Origin of the sequence: Mycobacterium scrofulaceum (genome assembly GCF_001667885.1) — a bacterium.
In the GTDB taxonomy this organism is placed as follows: domain Bacteria; phylum Actinomycetota; class Actinomycetes; order Mycobacteriales; family Mycobacteriaceae; genus Mycobacterium; species Mycobacterium scrofulaceum_C.
Genome location: NZ_LZJW01000075.1, coordinates 200,979 through 221,957, shown reverse-complemented (window position 1 = coordinate 221,957; position 20,979 = coordinate 200,979). Strand labels below are relative to the sequence as shown.

Below are 20,979 nucleotides of genomic sequence, written 5' to 3'. Positions count from 1 at the left end.
GAGCGAAGCTCTATATATAGCGCACATTAGTGTGCGATATTAGCACACAAGGTACGTCCAAAACGAGAACGAGATTTCCCCACTCATGGGCCAGAGAGGAACCGTGGCGGAGTTCGAGAGCATCTGGAGCGATCTGCAGGGCGTCGCATTCGAGCAGGGCTACCTCGACGCCGGCGGGGTGCGCACGCGCTACCTGCGCGCCGGCGACCCCGGGAAGCCCGTGCTGGTGCTGCTCCACGGATCAGGCGGCCACGCCGAGGCGTATGTCCGCAACCTGGGGGCCCACGCCGAACATTTCTGGACCTGGTCCATCGACATGCTGGGCCACGGCTATACCGATAAGCCGGGCCACCCGCTGGAGGTCCGGCACTACGTCGAGCATCTGATGGCGGTCCTGCGCACCATCGGTGTCGATCGCGCCTGCATCAGCGGTGAATCGCTGGGCGGCTGGGTGGCCACCCGCGCCGCGATCGACCATCCGGACGTGGTGGACCGGCTCGTCCTGAACACCGCCGGCGGCTCGCAGGCCGACCCGGTCGTGATGAAGCGGATCATCACGCTGTCCATGGCCGCCGCCGAGGACCCGACCTGGGAGACGGTGCAGGCGCGGATCAAGTGGCTGATGGCCGACAAGTCCAAGGACTACGACGACCTGGTGGCCAGCCGCCAACGCGTCTATCGCCAACCGGGGTTCGTCGACGCCATGCGGGACATCATGGCGCTGCAGGACCCGGAGATTCGGGCGCGCAACATCATCGGCCCCGACGAGTACGGTGCGATCATCGCGCCCACGCTGGTGCTGTGGACCAGTGACGACCCGACCGCCGACGTGACCGAGGGCCGCCGGATCGCGTCGATGATTCCCAACGCGCGCTTCGAGGTGATGCCCGGCTGCGGTCACTGGCCTCAGTACGAGGACCCCAAGACGTTCAATCGTCTGCATCTTGACTTCCTGCTGGGGCGGTGATGGTCGACCCGGGGCGTGAGCCGGCAGGAATCGAGACCGACGTTGTCGTGGTCGGGGCGGGACCGGTCGGCCTCACGCTGGCGAACATCCTTGGTCTGCAAGGCATTAGCACCATCCTGGTCGAGGAACGGGACACGCTGATCGACTATCCGCGCGGGGTGGGGCTCGACGACGAGGCGTTGCGGACCTTCCAGTCGATCGGGCTGGCCGACCGGGTCGTGCCGCACACGGTGCCGAACCAGATCCTGCGGTTCGTCGACGCCAAGCGGCGCGTCCTCGCCGAAATGGCCCCGCCCGACGCCCGGTTCGGGTGGCCGAAGCGCAATGGCTTCGTGCAGCCCCTCGTCGACGCCGAATTGCTGGCCGGCCTGGACCGGTTCGAGCATGTCCAGGTGTGGTGGGGACGGCCGATGACCGCCTGCCGGCAGGACGACGACGGGGTGACCGTCGAACTCGGGGGCCGGCACGACCACGAAACCGCAAGCCTGCGAGCGCGTTACGTGGTCGGCTGCGACGGGGGCCGCAGCATGACCCGCCGCATGATGGACGTGTCGTTCGACGGAACCACATCGTCCACGCGCTGGCTGGTGGTCGACATCGCCAACGACCCGCTCGGCCACCCCAACAGCGAGGTGGGCGCCGACCCCGAACGCCCGTACGCGTCGATCTCGATCGCGCACGGAATCCGGCGGTTCGAGTTCATGATTCACGCCGACGAGACCGACGAGCAGGCGGAGGATCCGGCCTTCCTGACGCAGATGCTGGCCCGGATGGTGCCGCACCCGGACCGCGTCGACGTGATCCGCCGGCGGGTCTACACGCATCACTCCCGGATCGCCGGGGCGTTTCGTCGGGGCCGGCTGTTGCTGGCCGGAGACGCGGCGCACCTGATGCCGGTATGGCAGGGCCAGGGCTACAACAGCGGCATCCGGGACGCGGCCAACCTGGGATGGAAGCTGGCGGCGGTGGTCAGTGGTCGCGCGGACGACAAGCTGCTGGACACCTATGACGTGGAGCGCCGCAAGCACGCCCGGGCGATGATCGACCTCTCCACGATGGTGGGTCGAGTGATCTCGCCGACCAATCGGCGGGTGGCCGGCGCGCGAGACCTGCTGGTGCGGTCGGCGTCAATCGTGCCGTCGCTCAAGCGGTATGTCCTGGAGATGCGGTTCAAGCCGATGCCGCGCTACGAACAGGGGGCCGTCGTGCACAGCGCGCCCGGCCGGGCGGATTCGCCGGTGGGCACGCTGTTCATCCAGCCGCGGGTCGACACCCGCGAGAAGCGGAATGTGCTGCTCGACGACGTCATCGGTGACTGGTTCGCCGTGCTCTGCTGGAACAACAACCCGCGCAAGATTCTCGGCGACGTCGCCTTCGCGAACTGGAAAGCGCTGGGCGCGAAGTTCATTGCGTTGCGTCCCGTGACCCAGCTGCACTGGACCGGACACGACGATCCCGACGTGGTAGTCGTCGGCGATCCCAGCGGCGCCGTCAAGTCCTGGTTCGACACTCACCAGGAGTCGGTGTTGTTCCTGCGGCCCGATCGGTGCATCGCCGGCGCCTGCATCGCCCAGCGCGCCCCCGACCTGAGCGCCGCACTCCTTGACGCACTCACCCTCACACCGCGAGGGGGTGAACCGCAAAGTGGCACTGGCTCTGTGCTGTATGTCGCACAGCCCGCTCCTGAATCTTCCGGGGCCGTCGCAGGACCTGCTTGATGACATCGAGGGCGCGATCGCCGAAGCGCGACGATTCGTCGACGACTACGACCCCGAACTCGTCGTCGTCTTCTCCCCGGACCACTACAACGGGTTCTTCTACAAGACGATGCCGCCCTTCTGCATCGGCACCGGCGCCAACGGGGTCGGGGACTACGGCACCCACGCCGGCCCCCTCGACGTCCCGGAGAAGCTGGCGACCGAGTGCGCGAAAGCCGTGCTCGACGCCGGGGTCGACGTCGCGGTCTCGGCATGCATGGACGTCGACCACGGCACCGTCCAGCCCCTCGAAAAGCTGTTCGGCGCCGCGACCGCCCGCCCGGTGATACCGATCTTCATCAACGCGATCGGCGTGCCGCTGGGGCCGCTGCATCGTTGCCGGGCGCTCGGTGCCGCCGTCGGCGCCTACTTGTCCACACTCGACAAGCGGGTCCTCGTCCTGGGGTCGGGTGGGCTTTCGCACAGCCCGCCGGTGCCCACGCTGGCGACTGCGCCGGCACCGGTGCTGGAGCGCATCGTCCAAGGGCGGCCGATGACGCCCGAACAGCGGCAGGCCCGGCAGTCGGCCGTGATCGATGCGGCCAAGCGCTTCGCCGCCGGTGACAGCGACCTGCAAGCGCTGAACCCGGTGTGGGATCAGCGATTCCTCGAGATCATCGACGGCGGCCAGCTCACCGAACTGGACCAATGGTCCAACTCGTTCGTGACGCACGAAGGCGGCAGCTCCGCCCAGGAGATCAGAACGTGGATCGCCGCATTCGGGGCGCTGGCGAGCGCGGGTCCCTACAAAACCGTCGGCCGCTACTACCAGCCCGCTCCGGAACTGATCGCCGGATTCGCCATCAGAACGGCGGTCCCGAAATGACCACTGCGGCAGATGGTTTCGACCACGTTGTCGACGTGCTGGTCATCGGTTCGGGTGGCGGTGGTATGACGGCCGCCCTGACCGCCCAGGCCGCCGGCCTGGACGCGCTGGTGGTGGAGAAATCGTCGTTCTTCGGCGGCTCCACCGCCCTGTCCGGGGGCGGCATCTGGGTGCCCGGCGCGCCGGCGCAACGCAGGGAGGGCTACGCCCCGGACACCGAAGGCGTCGCCGAATATTTGCGGCAGATCACCGGTGGACTGGTCAGCGAGGCGCGGATACGGCAGTACGTCGAATCCGCGCCGAAGATGCTCGGATTCCTCGAGCGGCTCTCCGGATGGTGCGAGTTCGTCTGGAAACCGGGCTACGCGGACTACTATCCGGAACTCGCCGGCGGATCGGAACTCGGCAGCACCATCAACGTCCCGCCCATCGACCTGCGGAAGCTGGGGCCCGACGAACAGCTGCTGCTGAAGCCCCTGGCTCTGGCGCCCAAAGGAATTTGGCTGGGGCCCAAGGAGCTTCGGACGTTCTACCGCATCCGGCAATCGTGGGCGGGCAAGGGAGTGCTGCTCAAGCTCATTGCGCGGATGGTGCGGGCGCGGGTGTTCGGCGAGCGGATGGCGGCGATCGGGCAGTCCCTGGCCGCTCGCCTGAGATTGACCATGCGCGAGCGCGGCATCCCGCTGTGGCTGGACTCGCCGATGACCGAGTTGCTCGCCGACGCCGACGGATCGGTGACGGGTGCGGCGGTGGAAAGGCGTGGCGAAACGCAGCGAATCGGCGCGCGTCTGGGGGTGATCCTGGCCTCCGGCGGCTTCGACCACGACCTGGCCTGGCGCAAGGAACTGCTACCCGAGGTGGATCAGGACTGGAGCTTCGGAAACCCCGCCGCGATGGGGGACGGCATCCGCGCGGCCCAGAAGCTGGGCGCCGCAGTCGAGTTGCTCGACGAGGCGTGGTGGTTTCCCGCCATCCAGTGGCCGGACGGCCGGATGCAATTCATGCTCAACGAACGCATGATGCCGGCGCAGTTCATCGTCAACGGCGATGGCAAGCGGTTCATCAACGAGGCGGCGCCCTACATGGACTTCGGCCACGCCATGATCGACGGGCAGCGGACCGGGATCACCCACATTCCCTGTTGGCTGATCACCGACCACAGGTCGTGGAATCGCTACGTCATCGGGGGCCACCTACCGCTACCCAAGATCCCGGGCGCACCGGTTCCCACCGGCCGCAAGGTCCCCGCGGCGTGGCTGGAATCGGGTGTGGTCAAAGCCGCGATGACCTGGGAGGAGATGGCGGACCGCATCGGCGTGCCGGTGGATCATCTTTGCCAAACCGCCCGGCGTTTCAACGAACTCGCCCGCAAGGGTCACGACGACGACTTCAACCGCGGCGACAGCGTCTACGACAACTACTACGGCGACCCCACACTGCCCAACCCGAACCTGTACCCGCTGGGCGACCCGCCTTATTACGCGTTCCGGATCGTTCTCGGTGACCTCGGGACGTCGGGGGGCCTGAGCACAGACGAATACGCGCGGGTGCTACGCGACGACGCGTCCGTGGTGCCGGGACTGTACGCGGTGGGCAACACCTCCGCGCCGGTGATGGGCCGCAGCTACGCCGGGGCGGGGGCGACTATCGGACCCGCGATGACGTTCGGCTTCGTCGCCGCGAATCACATTGCCGCACATGCAGCCAACCGAACCCTTAATTCTCATAGGAGGTAGTAAATGAAGATCTCGCTGTTCTACGAATTCGCCCTGCCGCGGCCCTGGGCCCCGGACGACGAGCACGTGATGATGCAGGAGTGCCTCGACGAGGTCGAGGCCGCCGACAAGGCGGGCTTCTCCACCGTCTGGCTGACCGAGCACCACTTCCTCGAGGAGTACTGTCACTCGACGGCGCCGGAGATCTTCCTGGCGGCGGCGAGCCAGCGGACCAAGAACATCCGGCTCGGGTTCGGCATCATGCACCTGCCGCCGGTGGTCAACCACCCGGCCCGCGTCGCCGAACGCATCGCCACCCTCGACCTGCTCTCCAACGGCCGAGTCGAGTTCGGCACCGGGGAATCGTCCTCCGTGGGTGAACTAGGCGGGTTCAACATCGATCCCGCCGACAAGCGGGCGCAGTGGGAAGAGGCCCTCGAGGTCTCGATCCGCTGCATGATCGAGGAGCCGTTCTCCGGCTTCAGCGGGGAGCATGTCCAGATGCCGGCCCGCAACGTCGTTCCCAAGCCGCTCCAAAAGCCCCACCCTCCGGTCTGGGTCGCCTGCACGCGGCCGGCGAGCGTGCAAATGGCCGCCCAAAAGGCGATCGGCGCCTTGAGTTTCGCCTACACCGGGCCCGGGCCGCTGACCGAGCGGGTGAACGGCTATTACAAGGAATTCGAAGAGAACGGCGTGCCCGTCACACCGCGAATCAATCCCAACATCCTGGCCATCGGCGGCGACCTGTCGATGATGGTCGCCAAGACCGACGAGCAGGCGCTGCAACGGCTGGGGCAAGGCGGCGGATTCTTCTCGTTCGGGATCATGCACTACTACATGACGGGCGTGCACACGCCCGGCCGGACCGGGGTGTGGAAGCGGTATCTGGAAGAGGTCGAAAAGGATCCGACGCTGGCCTACGGGCCCGGCCGCGGCGCGATCGGATCACCCGCCACCGTCCGCGAATTCCTGCGCGGCTACGAGGAAAGCGGCGTCGACGAGATCATCCTGCTGCTCAACCCGCGCAGCCACGAGGGCACCATGGAATCCATCGAACTGATGGGCTCCGACGTCTTGCCCGAATTCATCGAGCGGGACGCCAAAGCGGTGGCCGAAAAGGCCAAGCGGCTGGAGCCCGTCATCGAGAAGGTGGAGGCGCGGCGGGCGCAATCCAGTGCGCCCAAGTTCGACGAGAAGTACTCATTCGGTGGCCTGCCCACCGGCCGGGGCGGTAAGTTCACCGCCAGCGAGATCCCCGAAGCCATGGCGGAGATCAACGAGGGCCGGGTGCAGGCGGCCCAGCGGTTGAAGGAACAACAGCAGAACAAGTGACTCCGAAAGGTCGCTGAATCAGGAGACGGCCTTGGGATCGATCGACGACCTCTGGCGCTACGACGGACGCCGCGCGGTGGTGACCGGATGCGCCTCGGGCATCGGGTGCCAGCTGGTTCGGCAACTCACCGAACTCGGTGCCGACGTCGTCGGACTGGACAAGCGCCGGCCCGACTTCCAGCTCAACGACTTTCGTCAAGTGGACCTGGCGGACCAGGGTTCGATCGATGCCGCCACCGGGTCGATCGACGGGCCGGTCGACGCGCTTTTCAACGTCGCCGGCGTCTCGTCCGGGATCGGTGACCCCACGCTGGTCGCCACGGTCAACTTCCTGGGACTACGCCATTTCACCGAGGCGCTGGTTTCCAAGATGGCCGCGGGATCGTCGATCGTGAGCGTCTCCTCGCTCGCGGCGGCCGCCTATCGCGAACACGCGCCGGTAGTGGCGGCCCTGCTGAACACCGCCACGATGCAGGAGGGCATCGACTGGTGCCACGCCAACCCCGAGGCCCTTGGCAACGGCTACCAACTGTCCAAAGAAGCGATCATCTTCTACACCATGCAAAGCGCTACGCCACTGGGGGCCAAGGGCATCCGCATCAACTGCACGGGCCCGGGCGTCACCGAAACCCCGATCCTCGACCAGCTGCGCACGGCGTACGGGCAGGGCTTCCTCGACGACATCCCCAAGCCGTTGGGCCGGGTCTGCGACCCGGGCGAGCAGGCCGCGGTATTGCTCTTCTTGAATAGTGCTGCGGCCAGCTACATCACCGGTCAGGTCATCTGGGTCGACGGCGGAAACGTGGGCGCCGCGACCGCGCGTGACCTCTTACAATGGCAGGAAGGAGCCCGGTGACCGACTTGACTGACTTCCGGCGGGCCGCCCGTGACGTCTCCAACTGGGGACGGTGGGGCGACGACGACGAGCTCGGCACGCTCAACTTCATCACGGCGGACAAGGTCTCCCAGGCCGCGAGTCTGGTCAGACACGGCAAGGTGTTCCCGCTCGGGGTCGACTTCGGCGCCTCCGGTCCGCAGGGCGCGTTCGAATTCCGGCACAACCCGGTCCACATCATGACCGTCGACGGCGGCGATGTGCACACGCTGGCCAAGTACGGGCCCAGTTGGCCGCGTAACCCGTTGGCCCAGCAGCTGAGTGGCTACATGACGGCCGACAACCCGTTCCGTTTCAACGACGACATCATCATCATGCCGTTGCAGGCGGCGAGCCAGTGGGATGCGCTCTCCCACGTCTACTACGACGACCACCTCTACAACGGCTTCGCGGCGGATTCGGTGACCAGCATGGGCGCCTACCACTGCGGTATCGACAAGGTCGACGTCAAGGGCATCACGTCCCGCGGTGTGCTGCTGGACCTGGTTCGCCACCGCGGGGCGGAGGTCTTCCTCGAAGCGGGGAACCCGATCTCGCCGGAAGAACTCGACGACGTGGTTCGCGCCCAAGGCGTGACGATCGGGCGAGGCGACATCGTGCTCATCCGGACCGGCTGGTGGACAAGGTTTCTCATGACCGGGAACAAGACGGAAGGCTACTCCGGACTGGACTGGCGATGCGCCCAGTGGCTGCACGACCACGAGATCGCGGCCGTCGCCGCCGACAACCTCCAGGTCGAAGACCTGGTGTCGGGCATCGACGGAATAACCTTCCCCCTGCACCTGCTCTGCCTGCGCGACATGGGGATGATCTTCGGCGAATACTGGGACCTCACCGCGCTGGCCGAGGACTGCGCCGCCGACGGCGTGTACGAGTTCCAGCTCATCGCGCCGCCGCTGCGGGTGGTCGGAGCGGTCGGCTCCCCGGTCAACCCGATCGCGGTCAAGTGATGGACTTCGCGCGCAAGAGCATGCTGGTGGACGGCCTGACGACCGGCTACCTGGAGGCGGGCGACGGCGATCCGGTGGTGCTGTTGCACGGTGGGGAATTCGGTGCCAGCGCCGAACTCGGCTGGGAACGCAACATCGCCGCGCTCGCGGGCCGGTATCGAGTGCTGGCACCGGACCAGCTGGGCTTCGGGCACTCGGCGAAAGTCATCGATTTCGTCGACGGGCGCGGGATGCGGATCCGGCACGTGGCTCGGTTCTGTGAGCTGCTCGGGATCGATTCCGCGCACTTCGTGGGTAATTCGATGGGGGCGATCAACCTGCTCACCGACGCCACCGCCGACAAGCCGCTGCTTCCCGTCCGCAGCATGGCGATCATCTGCGGGGGTGGAGAGATCCAGCAGAACAAGCACTTCGAGGCGCTACAGGAATATGACGCCACTCTTCCGGCCATGCGGCGCATCGTCGAAGCCCTGTTCCACGACCCCGGGTACCCGGATGACGAGGAATACGTGGGCCGGCGCCACGCGTCGAGCACCACACCGGGGGCGTGGGAGGCGGTGGCGGCGGCCCGTTTTCGTCGCCCGGGCTCGTCGCGGCCCCCGACCCCGTCGAGCGCGCGTGCTTACCAGCGCATCGGCGTACCGACGGTCGTCGTCGAAGGGGGAGACGACAAGCTGCTGCCGGCCGGCTGGGCCGCCGAGATCGCCAAGGAGATCGACGGCGCCCGCTCGGTCGTGATCGACGGGGCCGGCCACTGCCCACAGATCGAGCAGTCGGCGACGGTGAACGGGCTACTGCTGGACTTCCTGGCCTCGAACGCCTAGAACACGTAATCCAGCCGAGTTTGCATCCCGGCCTCTTGGTGATAAGTGTTGTGGCAATGCAACATCCACAATCCCGGATTGTCGGCCACCAACACGGCGAGCAATTTCTGCTTGGGTAGCACCATCACGGTGTCCTTGCGGGGACCGGGGCTGCCGTCGGCCTTGATCAGTTGGAACGTGTGGCCGTGCAGGTGAATCGGGTGGTACATCATCGTGGTGTTGTCGAACGTGATCGTGGGACGTTCGCCCTCCCGGACGTGCAACGGTTCGGTGTCGCTATAGGGCTTTCCGTTGATGGTCCAGTTGTATTGCACCATGTTGCCGCCCAACACCACCGGGAGATTCAGATCCGGCTGCGGCCGGCCCAGGTTCACCGGCGTTGTCGCCGTGAACATCTCCACCGTGCCCACCCGCCGATTCAGTTCGGCCGGTTGAAGTCCGGGGTCGGGCGGGCTGCCCGCGCCGGTGGACAGCAGCGCGCGGGCCACAGCGTTCTTTCCCTCCGCGAGTGCCACCAAGGGGAATACGCCGTCGGCGGCGGTGACAATGACGTCGTAGCGCTCGGCCATCCCGATCAGCAGCGCATCGACCTGGGCCGGGACCACGGGGTAGCCGTCGGTGTGGGTGACCGTCATCGAATGACCGGCCAGCGCGACGCGGAACGTGGTGTCGGAGGCGGTGTTGATGAACCGGATCCGGATGCGCTGCCCCGGCTTCGCGCTGAAGGTCATGGGGGCGGCCGGGATTCGGCCATTGATCAGATAGTACGGGTAGGCGATGTCGCCGGCGTCGCCACCGAGCAGATCGCTTCTGCCGACGCTTCCCCCCGACGTCGCCGCCGACGGCGGCGGCGGGCTCGCCGAGCTGGTCGGGCTGGTCGACGTTGCGGAGGTCTCAGTCGTCGAGGACGTCGTCGAGGTCTCGCTGGTCGTCGAGGTCGTCGAAGTGGTGGGCGGCGTTGTGGTGGCGCTTGGCGGGGCGGGCTTGTTCGGGCTGGTCAGTTCGGTGTAGAGCTGTTGGGGCGACTTCCCGATGCCGTCCGTCCAGTCATCAAGAACGACAATCCATTCGGCGTCGTAATTGCCCTCGGTCGGGTCGTCGACGATGACGGGCAGATACAGGCCCATGTCGGCGTCCAGCCCGTTATGCGGATGGGCCCAGTAGGTGCCCGCATTCGGGACGGAGAAGCGGTAGGTGAAGTCCTGGCCGGCGGGGATGTTCGGGGTGGCGGGCGCGGCGCCGTCCATGTCGTTGCGCAGCGCTATGCCATGCCAGTGCACCGACGTCGGATGGTCGAGCCGGTTCGACACGTTCACCACCAGCTCGTCTCCGATGCGCGCCCGAATCGGCGCTCCGGGGATCGAGTTGCCGTAGGCCAGCGTGCGGACAACGGGACCGCCGAGGTCGATCTGGACCGATTGAGCGGTCAGGCTGGCGGTGACGGTGCGGCCATTGTGCGGCCTGGCGGCCTCGGCCGCGTCGATCGCGGCGGCCATCTGTGCATTGCCGGTGAGCGGGGGCTTGGATTGACTGCACGCCGTAAGCGCGAACCCCCCGGCGATGCCGGCAGCGATGAATCCTCGCCGGGTGAGGAGCGTTTGCTCGACGGGGGCACCGCTTGCGGGTTGCACACGCATCGATCGCTCCTCGTTTGCTCGACTCGTCCCCATGTCTTATACCGCGTCCGGGCGGCCCGCGGAGCGCAACGGACAGCACCGATCGTCGGCGCGAGCGGCGCTTCGCGGCCGAGTGAGCCTGAACCGACCACGTTTTTTTCGGTGCCCGGCTAGACGGCAGGCTGGTAGATCCGCTGGGCCGGCACCGGCGTGACGCCGAGTTCGACGGCGACCGCGTCGAGCGCGCGCTGGGCGGTATCGAGGTCCACCCGGCCGTCGGCGGTGAAGTACGGACCGATGTAGCGCTCGTAGTGGCGTTGCACCTCGGCGGCCGTCAGCCGGTTCAAGAAGGACGCCATGTGGCCGATCGCCAAATCGGGCCGTTCCGCCATCGTCTTCAGCGCACGCCGGTTGGCCCGCACCACCGCTTGGACAGCCGGGCTGTCGATCGGAAGCCGGGTCGGATCCACGGCGACTCCGACGGTGGGAATCTGAAAATGATCTCCCACCCAGGCCAGCGCGTGGAAGCCTTCCTCATCAGCGACCTGCTCGGGATCAAGGGTGCTCCCGACATACGCGGCGTCGATCGACCTATCCCGCAGCTTCCTCAAATCCATCTGGTAGTCACCGGGCGCGCGCACCACACACTCGAGGTCGTGATCGGGATCAAGGCCGTGCTGGCGCAGCACGATTCGGGCGAAGCAGCCCGGCGCGGTGTGCGGGGCGTGCACCGCAAGCCGGCGCCCGCGAAGATCCGCCATGGATGTCACCCCGGTGCCGCCCAGAAACCAGAACAGCGGACGGTGCGTGTTGACGCTCAACACCGTCCATTCGATGCCGTGCGTCAGTCGCGATAACAGGGCACGCCCGAGGCCAATAGTTGCGCAGGAGCGCAGACGCTCTGTGTCCCAGCCTATTCCGTCCCGCACCGCGACGTGAACACCCTCATCGTGGAAGTAACCCTCCTGATCGGCCACATACGCGACCAATTCTTCGTGAATGCCGCGCCCGACGTAGGCCAAATCGATGGTGTGCACGGTGTTCAGTCCATCGCAAGGCCGCCGTTGACCGGCAGGTAGTGCCCAGTGGTGAAACCCGAGTCCGCACTGGCCAAGAACGCGATCGTGTGGGCGACCTCCTCGGGGGTGACGAGCCGCCCCATCGGCGCGGCGTCGCCGAGCTGACGCACCCGCTCGGAGGAGAGCTGGCCGGTTACCTTCGTGCCGCCCACGGTGGCGGGCGCGACGAGATTCGCGGTGATCCCGTGCGGCGCCAGCTCGAGGGCGACGTAGCGGACGAACTGGTCGAGCGCCGCCTTCGCCGTGCCCAGCGCGATCATCCCTTCGCGCGGACGACGCGAAAGGCCGGTGCTGAGATAGATCAACCGGCCATATTCCCGAGAAATCATGTGCGGCACAACGGATTTCGTCAATAGGTATGCGGCGCGCAGCTCGGTGTTCACCTTGCCACCCAGTTGTTCCCAGGTCAGGTCGGCGAACGAGGTGACGACGAAGGGGATCAGCGCATTGTGGACCAGGACGTCGGCCCCACCCCAGCGCTGCGCGATTTCATCGACCATCGCCGTCACGTCACCGGGCACGGTGACATCGGCTTGAATCGCGACGGCTTCACCGCCGGCTGCGGTGATGCTCGCCACCACCTCATCGGCTTCCGGCGCGCTCGCGCGGTGGTTCACCACCACCCGCATGCCCCCCTCGGCGAGGACCCGCGCGGTCGCCGCCCCGATTCCACGGCTGGCTCCGGTGATCAATGCGACTCGTGGCATCGCTCTCACCCCCGGGCTTTCCGCGGTCGGCTAGCGCGCACCGCTGGGAGTTTGACTGGCTTTCCAGTCGCTGAAGCGAGTGGGGTAGATCGTCGGGTCTTCCCCGTCGATGGGGACGATGCTGTGGTCATCGAGTTCGGCGCCGTAATAACGGGCCGTCGGATCCGTCACGACCTGGCGTGCATCACCGTCCGCTGCCAGGCTGGCGCGGGCGAAGTCGTCCATGCCCAGCTTTTCGGGACCCGCGATGTTGGTGACGCCATTGGTCGGTTCGCCGGCCGCTGCGCGTGTTACGGCCGCGGCGACGTCCTTGGCGGCGATGGGCTGGAACGCCGCATGCGGCAGGCGAACAGTGTCGCCGTCACTCGCCGAATCGGCGATGCCGCTGACGAATTCGAAGAATTGTGTCGCCCGCACGATCGAGTACGGCTGTTCCGATTCCTCGATCAGCTTCTCCTGGGCGACCTTGGCCCGCATGTAGCCGCTCTCCTGGGTGCGATCGGCGCCCACGATCGAGAGGGCTACGTGGTGCCGCACGTCGGCGGCCCGCTCCGCCTCCAGCAGGTTGCGGGTGGAGGTGGTGAAGAAGTTGAGCACATCGTCGTCGGCCCACGACGGCGAATTCGACACGTCGACGACCGTGTGGACGCCCGCCACGGCCTCGGCGAGACCTTCGCCGGTCACGGAGTCGACCCCCGACCGCGGTGAGGCTGACACCGCCTCGTGCCCCAACTCCGTCAGATTGGCGATGACCTGCGACCCGATGAGTCCGCTGCCGCCGACGACCAACACCTTCATGTCTTGCCCTCCCGAGTTTCCCGATGAACTGGTCCCCTCAGCATGGCGGGCGCGCGGGAGAAGGGGAACCCTCGGGCGGTACCGGCTCCCTCCGGCCGCTTAAATCAACTGCTTGACTTAACCTGGTCGGCGCGGATTAACTCGTCGGGTGGTCAACGAATTGGCTGGCAAGGTTGCCATCGTCACCGGCGGTGCGTCCGGAATCGGTCGCGGGATCGCGGAACGGTTTGTGGCCGAGGGGTCGCGGGTCGTCATCGCCGACATCGAGGCCGACCGGGGCGAGGAGCTGGCCGCCACGTTGGGCGCCCAGGCGTTGTTCCGGCGAACGGACGTCTCCGATCCCGAACAGGTCGGCGCGTTGGTCGCCACCACCGTCGAAAGATTCGGCGGTCTACACGTCATGGTGAACAACGCCGGAATCTCCAGCCCCCTGCGCCGACTGCTCGACGACGACCTGGCCGACTTCCACCGGGTGATGGGCGTCAACGTCCTGGGGGTGATGGCCGGCACCCGGGATGCCGCCCGCCACATGGCCGAAAGCGGCGGCGGATCGATCATCAACCTGACGTCGATCGGCGGAATCCAGGCTGGCGGCGGGGTGATGATCTACCGCGCGTCGAAGGCCGCGGTCATCCAGTTCACCAAATCGGCGGCAATCGAGTTGGCGCGCCACGAGATTCGAGTCAACGCGATCGCCCCCGGCAGCATCCCCACGCCGATCCTGGCTTCGTCGGCGGTCGACGTGGACCCAGATGAACTGGCGCGGTTCGAGGCGAAAATCCGGCAAGGGATGCGCGACGACCGGCCACTGAAGCGGGAGGGCACGCCCGACGACGTCGCCGAGGCGGCGTTGTACTTCGCCACCGACCGGTCGCGCTATGTCACCGGGGCCGTGCTGCCGGTGGACGGGGGGACGTCCGCCGGCAAGGTGATCCGCCCGCGCAAGGGTGAGTGAGACCGCGTCAGCCCTCTCGAGCGGGATGTCCGGCGTGGGTTTCCAGCCGTAGCCGGGCCAGCGCCTGCGCGCGCTCAAGGTCTTCGGCGCCAGCGCTTTCCGTGATCACGCTGTGCGAATGCGTCAGCACGCTGAGCACCGCTTCGCCGGGGAGGTCGGGAAATTGGCGCCCGAGCGCCTCGGCCGCCCTCCTCAACTCGAAGAGTTTCGGATACGCGCGCTCCTCCGGCGTTGGGGGTACGACGCGGGTGACGTCCTGCGCGTGCTGCAGCACCGCGACGGTCTTCTTGCCGTCTTTGATCGGGTCGTTCATCGGTGTCCAGACCTTGTAGACGAACGCGCCCGGGTTCTGACGGTCGGGGAGGTCGTAGCGCTGGACCCCCATCCAGTGCCGGACCCCACGGCGGAAAACCAACTCCAGCGACGCGGAGACGTTGGCCACCCCGTCCGCCTCGGGATCGTCCGGGTTGTCCGGGAAAACGTCGAACAGCGGGCGGCCCAAGAGCTCTTCGCGCGGATGCCCCGACACGCGTTCGCAGGCGGAGTTCACCGCGCGGATCCGCAGGTCGGCGTCGGCCAACAGGTACGGCGACCACTTCGATTGGAACCACACGGATTCCTCGATCGCCGCGACCCGGCTGGCTGACAACATGCCTACCCCCGCAATGGTTCACCGTCCTGACACCGCCACGTCGCCGCCGCGCAAGAAGCCATCGTGACCCAGGCGGGCCGACGCAAACGAGGGACCTTTGTCACCCGCTGTCCGCCGAGTGGCACCGAAGCACGACCCCGGGGCTCTAATTAAATCAATCGCTTGACTTAATCGTCGGCCCGAGGTTGACTGTCCGGGTGACCACTATCGGCCGGGCGGTGCGCACCGAGCGGGCCAGTTCCACCCAGGAAGCGATCCTGATTGCGGCCGAGCGGTTGTACGCCGAGCACGGCATGTTCGCGGTGTCGAACCGACAGGTGAGCGAGGCCGCCGGTCAGGGCAATAACGCCGCGGTGGGCTACCACTTCGGCACCAAGGCCGATCTGGTGCGGGCAATCGAACACAAACACCGCCTGCCGGTCGAGCAGTTGCGCGAGCAGATGGTGGCCGAACTGCACGACTCGACCCGATCCCCCGATATGAGGGATTGGGTGGCCTGCCTGGTGCGCCCGCTCACCGATCACCTGGAGGACCTCGGCAATCCCACCTGGTACGCGCGGTTCGCGGCGCAGGCGATGACCGACCCCGCGTATTACAACATCATCGTCAAAGGCGCCCTCAGCTCACCGTCCCTGGTCCAGGTCGTCGAGGGCATCAACCGTTGCCTGCCCGACCTGCCGGCCGAAGTGCACTTCGAACGAAACATCATGGCCCGCAATCTGTTGATGCACACGTGCGCCGATCGGGAACGCGCGCTTGCCGCGGGCGCATCGCCACCACACCGCTCCTGGCGGGCCGCCGCGTCGGGCCTCATCGACGCCATCGTGGGCATGTGGCTGGCGCCCGTCACGCCGTACGAGTGAAAGGTCCGCAGATGAAAGTGACTGTCGACCAAGACGTCTGCGCATCATCGGGGAACTGCGTGCTGAATGCGCCCGAGGTATTCGACCAGCGCGACGACGACGGCGTCGTGGTTCTGCTCAACCCCAGTCCATCGCCCGATCAGGCCGACGGCGCGCGGCGGGCGGCCGCGGCGTGCCCCGCGCTGGCCATCCACATCGAGGAATGACATGTCGGAAACGCTGACCAACAGCTCCGCGGCCCAAGCGGCCTCCGAGATCCCGGATTACCCGATGCCGAGACAAGCGGGCTGCCCCTTCGCCCCGCCGCCGGGCGTCATGGCGCTCGCCGAAACTCGGCCGCTGTCCCGAGTCCGGATCTGGGACGGCAGCGCACCCTGGCTCATCACCGGCTACGAGCAGGTGCGCGAACTGTTCTCGGACTCACGGGTCAGCGTCGACGACCGACTGCCCGGTTTTCCGCACTGGAACGCGGGCATGTTGTCCACGGTCGACAAGCGGCCGCGGTCGGTCTTCACCGCCGACGGGGAAGAACACACCCGGTTCCGGCGCATGTTGTCGAAACCGTTCACGTTCAAGCGCGTTGAGGGTCTGCGCCCCACCATCCAGCAGATCACCGACGATCACATCGACGCGATGCTGGCCGGACCGCGGCCGGCCGACGTGGTCACCGCGTTGGCGCTGCCCGTCCCGTCGCTGGTGATCAGCCAGCTCCTCGGGGTTCCCTACGAGGACGCCGACATGTTCCAGCACCACGCGAACGTCGGCCTCGCGCGGTACGCGACCGGTGAAGACACCGCCAAAGGCGCCATGAGCCTGAACAGGTATCTCGCGCAACTCGTCGAGGCCAAGATGGAGAATCCGGCCGAGGATGCGGTGTCCGACCTCGCCGAGCGGGTGAAGGCCGGCGAGCTGAGCGTGAAAGAGGCGGCGCAGCTGGGCACCGGACTGCTGATCGCCGGGCACGAGACCACCTCGAACATGATCGGCCTCGGGGTGCTCGCGCTGCTGGTCAATCCGGACCAGTTGGCGGTGCTGCGCGACGCCGAGGATCCCAAGGTCATCGCCAGCGCGGTCGAGGAATTGTTGCGCTATCTCAGCATCATTCAGAACGGGCAACGCCGCGTCGCGCTCGAAGACATCCACATCGCCGGGGAAACGATCCGGGCCGGCGAAGGCATCATCATCGACCTGGCCCCGGCCAACTGGGATCCGCACGCCTTCCCCGAGCCCGACCGGTTGTACCTGCATCGCTCCGGGGCCGACCGCAACGTCGCCTTCGGCTACGGCCGGCATCAGTGCGTCGGGCAGCAACTCGCCCGCGCCGAGCTGCAAATCGTGTACCGCACCCTGTTCCGCCGTATCCCCACACTCGAACTGGCCATCCCGGTCGAGGACGTGCCCCTCAAAGACGACCGACTTGCCTACGGCGTCTACGAACTTCCGGTGACCTGGTAGCCCCCAGGCCGCGACGCTCACAACGCCGATCCGAATGGAGGGTCAATGATGACGACTCAAACAAGCACCGTTTCGCTCTACCCGCCCGGCGGCTTCGGCGCGCCGAAGGATCGCCGCGGTCACGCCTCGGGCGCGGATGTCGGCCTGCCGCCGGGAACCGTGGTGTTCTCCGCGGACAACCACATCTCGCTCGCGGATGACATTTTCTACCAACGCTTTCCAGACGACCTCAAGGACAAGGCGCCGCGGATCTGGTACGAGGACGGCGCCTACCAAGTCGGCCGCAAGGGCCAGTCGTTCCTGCCGGGCGACTTCAGCGCAGTGCTGATGCAGTACGACGACCTTCCCGGTGCGGCGAGCACCAACATCGAGGCTCGCATCCAGGAATTGCACGACGACGGCGTCGACAAAGAACTGGCTTTCCCCAACGCGATCCTGGCGCTGTTCCACTACCCGGACAAGAAGCTTCGCGAGCTGGCCTTCCGCATCTACAACGAGTACATCGCCGAGCTCCAGGAACGCTCGGACGGCCACTTCTACGGCGCCGGCCTGATCAACTGGTGGGACCCCCAAGGCACTCGGCGGACGCTGGACGAGCTGAAGTCGCTAGGGCTCAAGACGTTTCTGATGCCACTGAACCCCGGCAAGGACGACGACGGCAACCCGATCGACTACTCCAGCACCTCGATGCGGTCGGTGTGGGACGAGATCGAGGCGGCCGGCCTTCCCGTCACGCACCACATCGGAGAGACGCCGCCGAAAAGCCCGACCGAGTTCAACAGCGTCGTGGTCGGAATGATGATCAACATCGACGGATTTCGGGAGACGTTCGCCAAGTACATTTTCGGCGGCATCCTCGACGATCATCCCGGCCTTCGGATCGGCTGGTTCGAGGGCGGCATCGCGTGGGTGCCCTGGGCGCTGCAGGACGCCGAGCATCTGGTCGCGTCCTACCAGCACATGTTCAACCGCCCGCTGCAGCACGACGTGCGGTACTACTGGGACAACCACATGAGCGCGTCGTTCATGGTGGACCCGCTCGGTTTGCAGCTGATCGACAAGATCGGCGTGGACAAGGTGATGTGGTCCAGCGACTACCCGCACAACGAAAGCACCTACGGGTATTCCGAGAAGTCGCTGGCCGCGGTCGTCGAAGCGGTCGGCCCCGCCGACGCCGCGAAGATCGTCAGCGGCAACGTCACCAAATTCCTGGGCCTGTAGGGGGCCTGATGACGACGTTCGCGCGAGCGGGCGCGGGCACCAGCAGCCTGGTGATCCCCGAGACGCCCGACCTGGGCCGCATGCGCCGCGAGACCGGGGCCCGGCTGCGCTCGGCGATGGCCGAACGCGGAGTCGACGTGCTGATCCTGCTCGGCAACAGCGCGGTGGTCTACGCGACCGGCACCAGTTGGCCCCTCGGTGACGCCGGTCTGTCCTATGTGGAGCGGCCGGTCGCCGTGGTGCTCGCCACCGACGAGTGGCCGCACTTGTTCCTGCCGTTCCGCGAGGGCGTCGCGCTGGAATCGGGCCTGCCCACCGACCATGTGCACGGGCCGGTGTATCTCGAATTCGACGAGGGCGTACAAGAATTCGCACGCCTGTTGGCTGACCTGATCCCCGCGCAAGCGGTGGTCGCGGTCGACGAGTGCACCGGCGCGATGTCGCGCGCCGCCAAGTCATTGTTTCCCGCCGGTGCGCCCGTCGACGCCGCGGCCGTCGTCAGCGCCGCCAAGGCGGTGAAGACCCCGGACGAACTGTCGTGCATGCGCACCGCCATCCGGATCACCGACGAGGCGATGGTGGAGGTGCACAAGCGGTTGGCTCCGGGAATTCGGCAGATCGAGCTGTCGGCGAGTTTCTTGCGGCGGGCGTTCGAGCTGGGCGCCACCGCCAGCATGCTGGAACCGATCTGGCAGGTGATGCCGCCCAGCAAGGCCGACGGCGTGTGGACCACGCACGGCGACCTGGCGTTGCCGCTGCTGACCACCGAGCGTGAACTAGCCGAGGGCGACGTGCTGTGGACCGACGTCAGCATTACCTACCACGGTTACTGCTCGGATTTCGGCCGCACCTGGATCGTCGGCAAGGACCCGACGCCCCGCCAGCGGGCGCAGTTCGACCGGTGGTTCGAGATCATGACCGCCGTTCTCGCTGTCGCCAGGGCGGGCGCCACGGCGGCGGATCTGGGGCGGGCCGCCATCGAGGCCAACGGAGGGAGCAAGCCATGGCTGCCGCACTTCTACCTGGGCCACGGCATCGGTGTGAATGCCGCCGAAATGCCCATGATCGGAACCGATCTCGGCGCCGACTTCGACGAGAACTTCGTCCTGCGCCCCGGCATGGTGCTGGTGTTGGAGCCCGTGGTGTGGGAGGACGGCACCGGCGGTTACCGCAGCGAAGAGGTTTTGGTAATCACCGAGGAGGGCTGGATTCGATTGACTGACTACCCCTACGACCCCTATGGCTCCCATGTCAGTTGAAGTTTGCCCTGACGACCGCGCGCTGCGCGCGGGTCGCCGCCAGCGCGCGCTGGATCAGATGGCGGTGCACGACCTCGATGTCCTGGTTCTGGGCCGCCAAGCCAACGTCCGCTACGTCACCGGCGCGCCGCAGCTGTGGGTCGCCGGCACCCGGCCGTTCGGGCCGACGTGCGTGCTGGTCCGCGAGACCGGCGCGATCCATCTGCTCAGCACCTGGGACGAGGGCGTTCCCGACGACATTCCGCACGAGAACCTCTACGGGATCTCGTGGAATCCGATGAACACCATGGCAGCGCTGCAGCGCATCGACGGGGCCGCCACCGCGCGGCGCGTCGGAACGGACGCGATATCACCGGTTTTCGCCCAGTTGCTCCCGACGGCGTTTCCCAACGCCGAACTCGTGGACGGTGAACTCGCGATGCGCGCCGCCCGGCGCATCAAGACGGCCGAGGAACTGGTTTCGTTGCGCGAGGCGATCGCGGTCGCCGAGTCGGGCTTGGCCGCCGCCGTGTCCGAATTGCGGCCCGGGGTGACCGAACAGGCGCTGGCGGGCGTGCTGCTGGAGGCCGTCGCGGCCGGCGGGGTGAGCACCCCGTCGAACCAGGACGTCGCATGGGTGACCTCACCCGACCACCCGTGGCGACGGGCCGACGGCGACGGCCGGGTCAAAGACGGTGACCTGGTGGCATTTTCGGCGGGTGTGCTGGCCGGCGGCTACGTTGGCGAGGTTGGGCGCACCTGGCCGGCAGGCACGGTCCGAGGCGCGGCAGCGCTGTATCGTCGCTGGAACAACCTGTGGGACAAGCTGTTATCTGCATGCCAGCCTGGGGCCGGGGCAAGCGAGTTGCTGGGCGCCTACCAGGCCGCGGGGGAGGCGGCGTCGCCGATGCCGGTCGCCCGCGGGCTGGGTATGGGATTCGACCCACCCGTCATCTCCAAGCACCTGCCGGCGACCGCGGCCGGGGAACGGCTGGAGCCGGGCATGGTGCTGGCCGTGACGGGCTACGTCTGGGAGCAGGGCACCGGCGCCGTCTTCGGACGGGAGGCGGTGTTGATCTCCGCCGACGGCCCCGAGGTGCTGACTTCCAGCCCGTCTTGGCACGAATAG

At 67.0% G+C, this 20,979-nt stretch carries 20 protein-coding genes; 15 read left to right on the top strand and 5 right to left on the bottom strand.

The genetic code is table 11. The annotated features are described in order from the left end of the window. Positions 1-103: 103 nt before the first annotated feature. Genes A5681_RS11520 through A5681_RS11485 form a run of 8 tightly spaced genes read left to right on the top strand, consistent with a single transcriptional unit; the run spans position 104 to position 9,266 of the window. The gene (locus tag A5681_RS11520) at positions 104-967 is read left to right on the top strand and encodes an alpha/beta fold hydrolase (protein ID WP_067273914.1); all 864 of its coding nucleotides are present in this window, start codon (positions 104-106) and stop codon (positions 965-967) included. Beyond that, positions 967-2,685 carry a bifunctional 3-(3-hydroxy-phenyl)propionate/3-hydroxycinnamic acid hydroxylase gene (locus A5681_RS11515; RefSeq protein WP_067273911.1) on the top strand — a complete coding sequence of 573 codons (1,719 nt, stop codon included), beginning with the start codon at positions 967-969 and terminating at the stop codon, positions 2,683-2,685. Before A5681_RS11520 ends, A5681_RS11515 begins: the two co-directional genes overlap by 1 nt. After that, positions 2,633-3,550, top strand: a complete 918-nt coding sequence (locus A5681_RS11510) for a 3-carboxyethylcatechol 2,3-dioxygenase (RefSeq protein WP_067273908.1) — start codon at positions 2,633-2,635, stop codon at positions 3,548-3,550. The genes A5681_RS11515 and A5681_RS11510 overlap by 53 nt, the downstream gene beginning before the upstream one ends. Further along, the gene (locus A5681_RS11505) at positions 3,547-5,286 is read left to right on the top strand and encodes an FAD-binding protein (RefSeq protein ID WP_067273905.1); all 1,740 of its coding nucleotides are present in this window, start codon (positions 3,547-3,549) and stop codon (positions 5,284-5,286) included. Before A5681_RS11510 ends, A5681_RS11505 begins: the two co-directional genes overlap by 4 nt. A gap of 3 nt (positions 5,287-5,289) precedes the next feature. Beyond that, entirely contained in the window at positions 5,290-6,597 is a 1,308-nt protein-coding gene (locus A5681_RS11500) for an LLM class flavin-dependent oxidoreductase (RefSeq protein WP_067273903.1), read from the top strand. A 31-nt stretch (positions 6,598-6,628) separates the two neighbouring features. After that, complete coding sequence (locus A5681_RS11495; protein ID WP_067273900.1) at positions 6,629-7,453, top strand: coniferyl-alcohol dehydrogenase; 825 nt, start codon at positions 6,629-6,631, stop codon at positions 7,451-7,453. Further along, a complete protein-coding gene (locus A5681_RS11490) occupies positions 7,450-8,442 on the top strand; it encodes a cyclase family protein (protein WP_156737937.1) in 993 nt (330 codons plus the stop codon). The genes A5681_RS11495 and A5681_RS11490 overlap by 4 nt, the downstream gene beginning before the upstream one ends. Beyond that, complete coding sequence (locus A5681_RS11485) at positions 8,442-9,266, top strand: alpha/beta fold hydrolase (protein WP_067273893.1); 825 nt, start codon at positions 8,442-8,444, stop codon at positions 9,264-9,266. The genes A5681_RS11490 and A5681_RS11485 overlap by 1 nt, the downstream gene beginning before the upstream one ends. On the opposite strand, the gene A5681_RS11480 is transcribed toward A5681_RS11485, so the two are convergent. The 4 genes from A5681_RS11480 to A5681_RS11465 all read right to left on the bottom strand — a co-directional run bounded on the left by A5681_RS11480 (position 9,263) and on the right by A5681_RS11465 (position 13,466). Further along, the gene (locus A5681_RS11480; RefSeq protein WP_067273890.1) at positions 9,263-10,903 is read right to left on the bottom strand and encodes a multicopper oxidase family protein; all 1,641 of its coding nucleotides are present in this window, start codon (positions 10,901-10,903) and stop codon (positions 9,263-9,265) included. The two genes, A5681_RS11485 and A5681_RS11480, sit on opposite strands and share 4 nt — an antisense overlap. 149 nt (positions 10,904-11,052) lie before the next feature. Continuing rightward, entirely contained in the window at positions 11,053-11,919 is an 867-nt protein-coding gene (locus A5681_RS11475) for an ABC transporter substrate-binding protein (RefSeq protein ID WP_067273886.1), read from the bottom strand. Between the two features lie 5 nt (positions 11,920-11,924). After that, positions 11,925-12,668: an SDR family NAD(P)-dependent oxidoreductase gene (locus A5681_RS11470; protein WP_067273882.1), complete on the bottom strand. Its 744-nt coding sequence runs from the start codon at positions 12,666-12,668 to the stop codon at positions 11,925-11,927. A gap of 30 nt (positions 12,669-12,698) precedes the next feature. Further along, complete coding sequence (locus A5681_RS11465; RefSeq protein ID WP_067273878.1) at positions 12,699-13,466, bottom strand: SDR family oxidoreductase; 768 nt, start codon at positions 13,464-13,466, stop codon at positions 12,699-12,701. Between the two features lie 148 nt (positions 13,467-13,614). On the opposite strand from A5681_RS11465, the gene A5681_RS11460 reads away from it, so the two are divergent. Then, on the top strand, positions 13,615-14,421 hold the full coding sequence (locus A5681_RS11460; RefSeq protein ID WP_067273875.1) for an SDR family NAD(P)-dependent oxidoreductase: 807 nt from the start codon (positions 13,615-13,617) through the stop codon (positions 14,419-14,421). A 7-nt stretch (positions 14,422-14,428) separates the two neighbouring features. Here A5681_RS11460 and A5681_RS11455 read toward each other — a convergent pair whose 3' ends face one another. Next, the gene (locus tag A5681_RS11455) at positions 14,429-15,073 is read right to left on the bottom strand and encodes a PAS domain-containing protein (RefSeq protein WP_067273871.1); all 645 of its coding nucleotides are present in this window, start codon (positions 15,071-15,073) and stop codon (positions 14,429-14,431) included. A gap of 197 nt (positions 15,074-15,270) precedes the next feature. Here A5681_RS11455 and A5681_RS11450 point away from each other — a divergent pair, with 197 nt between their 5' ends. From A5681_RS11450 to A5681_RS11425, 6 genes are all read left to right on the top strand, one after another. Continuing rightward, entirely contained in the window at positions 15,271-15,936 is a 666-nt protein-coding gene (locus A5681_RS11450; RefSeq protein ID WP_067273868.1) for a TetR family transcriptional regulator, read from the top strand. An 11-nt stretch (positions 15,937-15,947) separates the two neighbouring features. After that, positions 15,948-16,142, top strand: a complete 195-nt coding sequence (locus A5681_RS11445) for a ferredoxin (RefSeq protein ID WP_067274134.1) — start codon at positions 15,948-15,950, stop codon at positions 16,140-16,142. Between the two features lies 1 nt (position 16,143). After that, positions 16,144-17,391, top strand: a complete 1,248-nt coding sequence (locus A5681_RS11440) for a cytochrome P450 (RefSeq protein ID WP_067273863.1) — start codon at positions 16,144-16,146, stop codon at positions 17,389-17,391. Positions 17,392-17,550: 159 nt separating this feature from the next. Continuing rightward, positions 17,551-18,612 carry an amidohydrolase family protein gene (locus A5681_RS11435; RefSeq protein ID WP_197498575.1) on the top strand — a complete coding sequence of 354 codons (1,062 nt, stop codon included), beginning with the start codon at positions 17,551-17,553 and terminating at the stop codon, positions 18,610-18,612. A gap of 8 nt (positions 18,613-18,620) precedes the next feature. Beyond that, on the top strand, positions 18,621-19,871 hold the full coding sequence (locus A5681_RS11430; protein ID WP_067273861.1) for a M24 family metallopeptidase: 1,251 nt from the start codon (positions 18,621-18,623) through the stop codon (positions 19,869-19,871). Further along, the gene (locus A5681_RS11425; protein ID WP_067273859.1) at positions 19,861-20,979 is read left to right on the top strand and encodes a M24 family metallopeptidase; all 1,119 of its coding nucleotides are present in this window, start codon (positions 19,861-19,863) and stop codon (positions 20,977-20,979) included. The genes A5681_RS11430 and A5681_RS11425 overlap by 11 nt, the downstream gene beginning before the upstream one ends.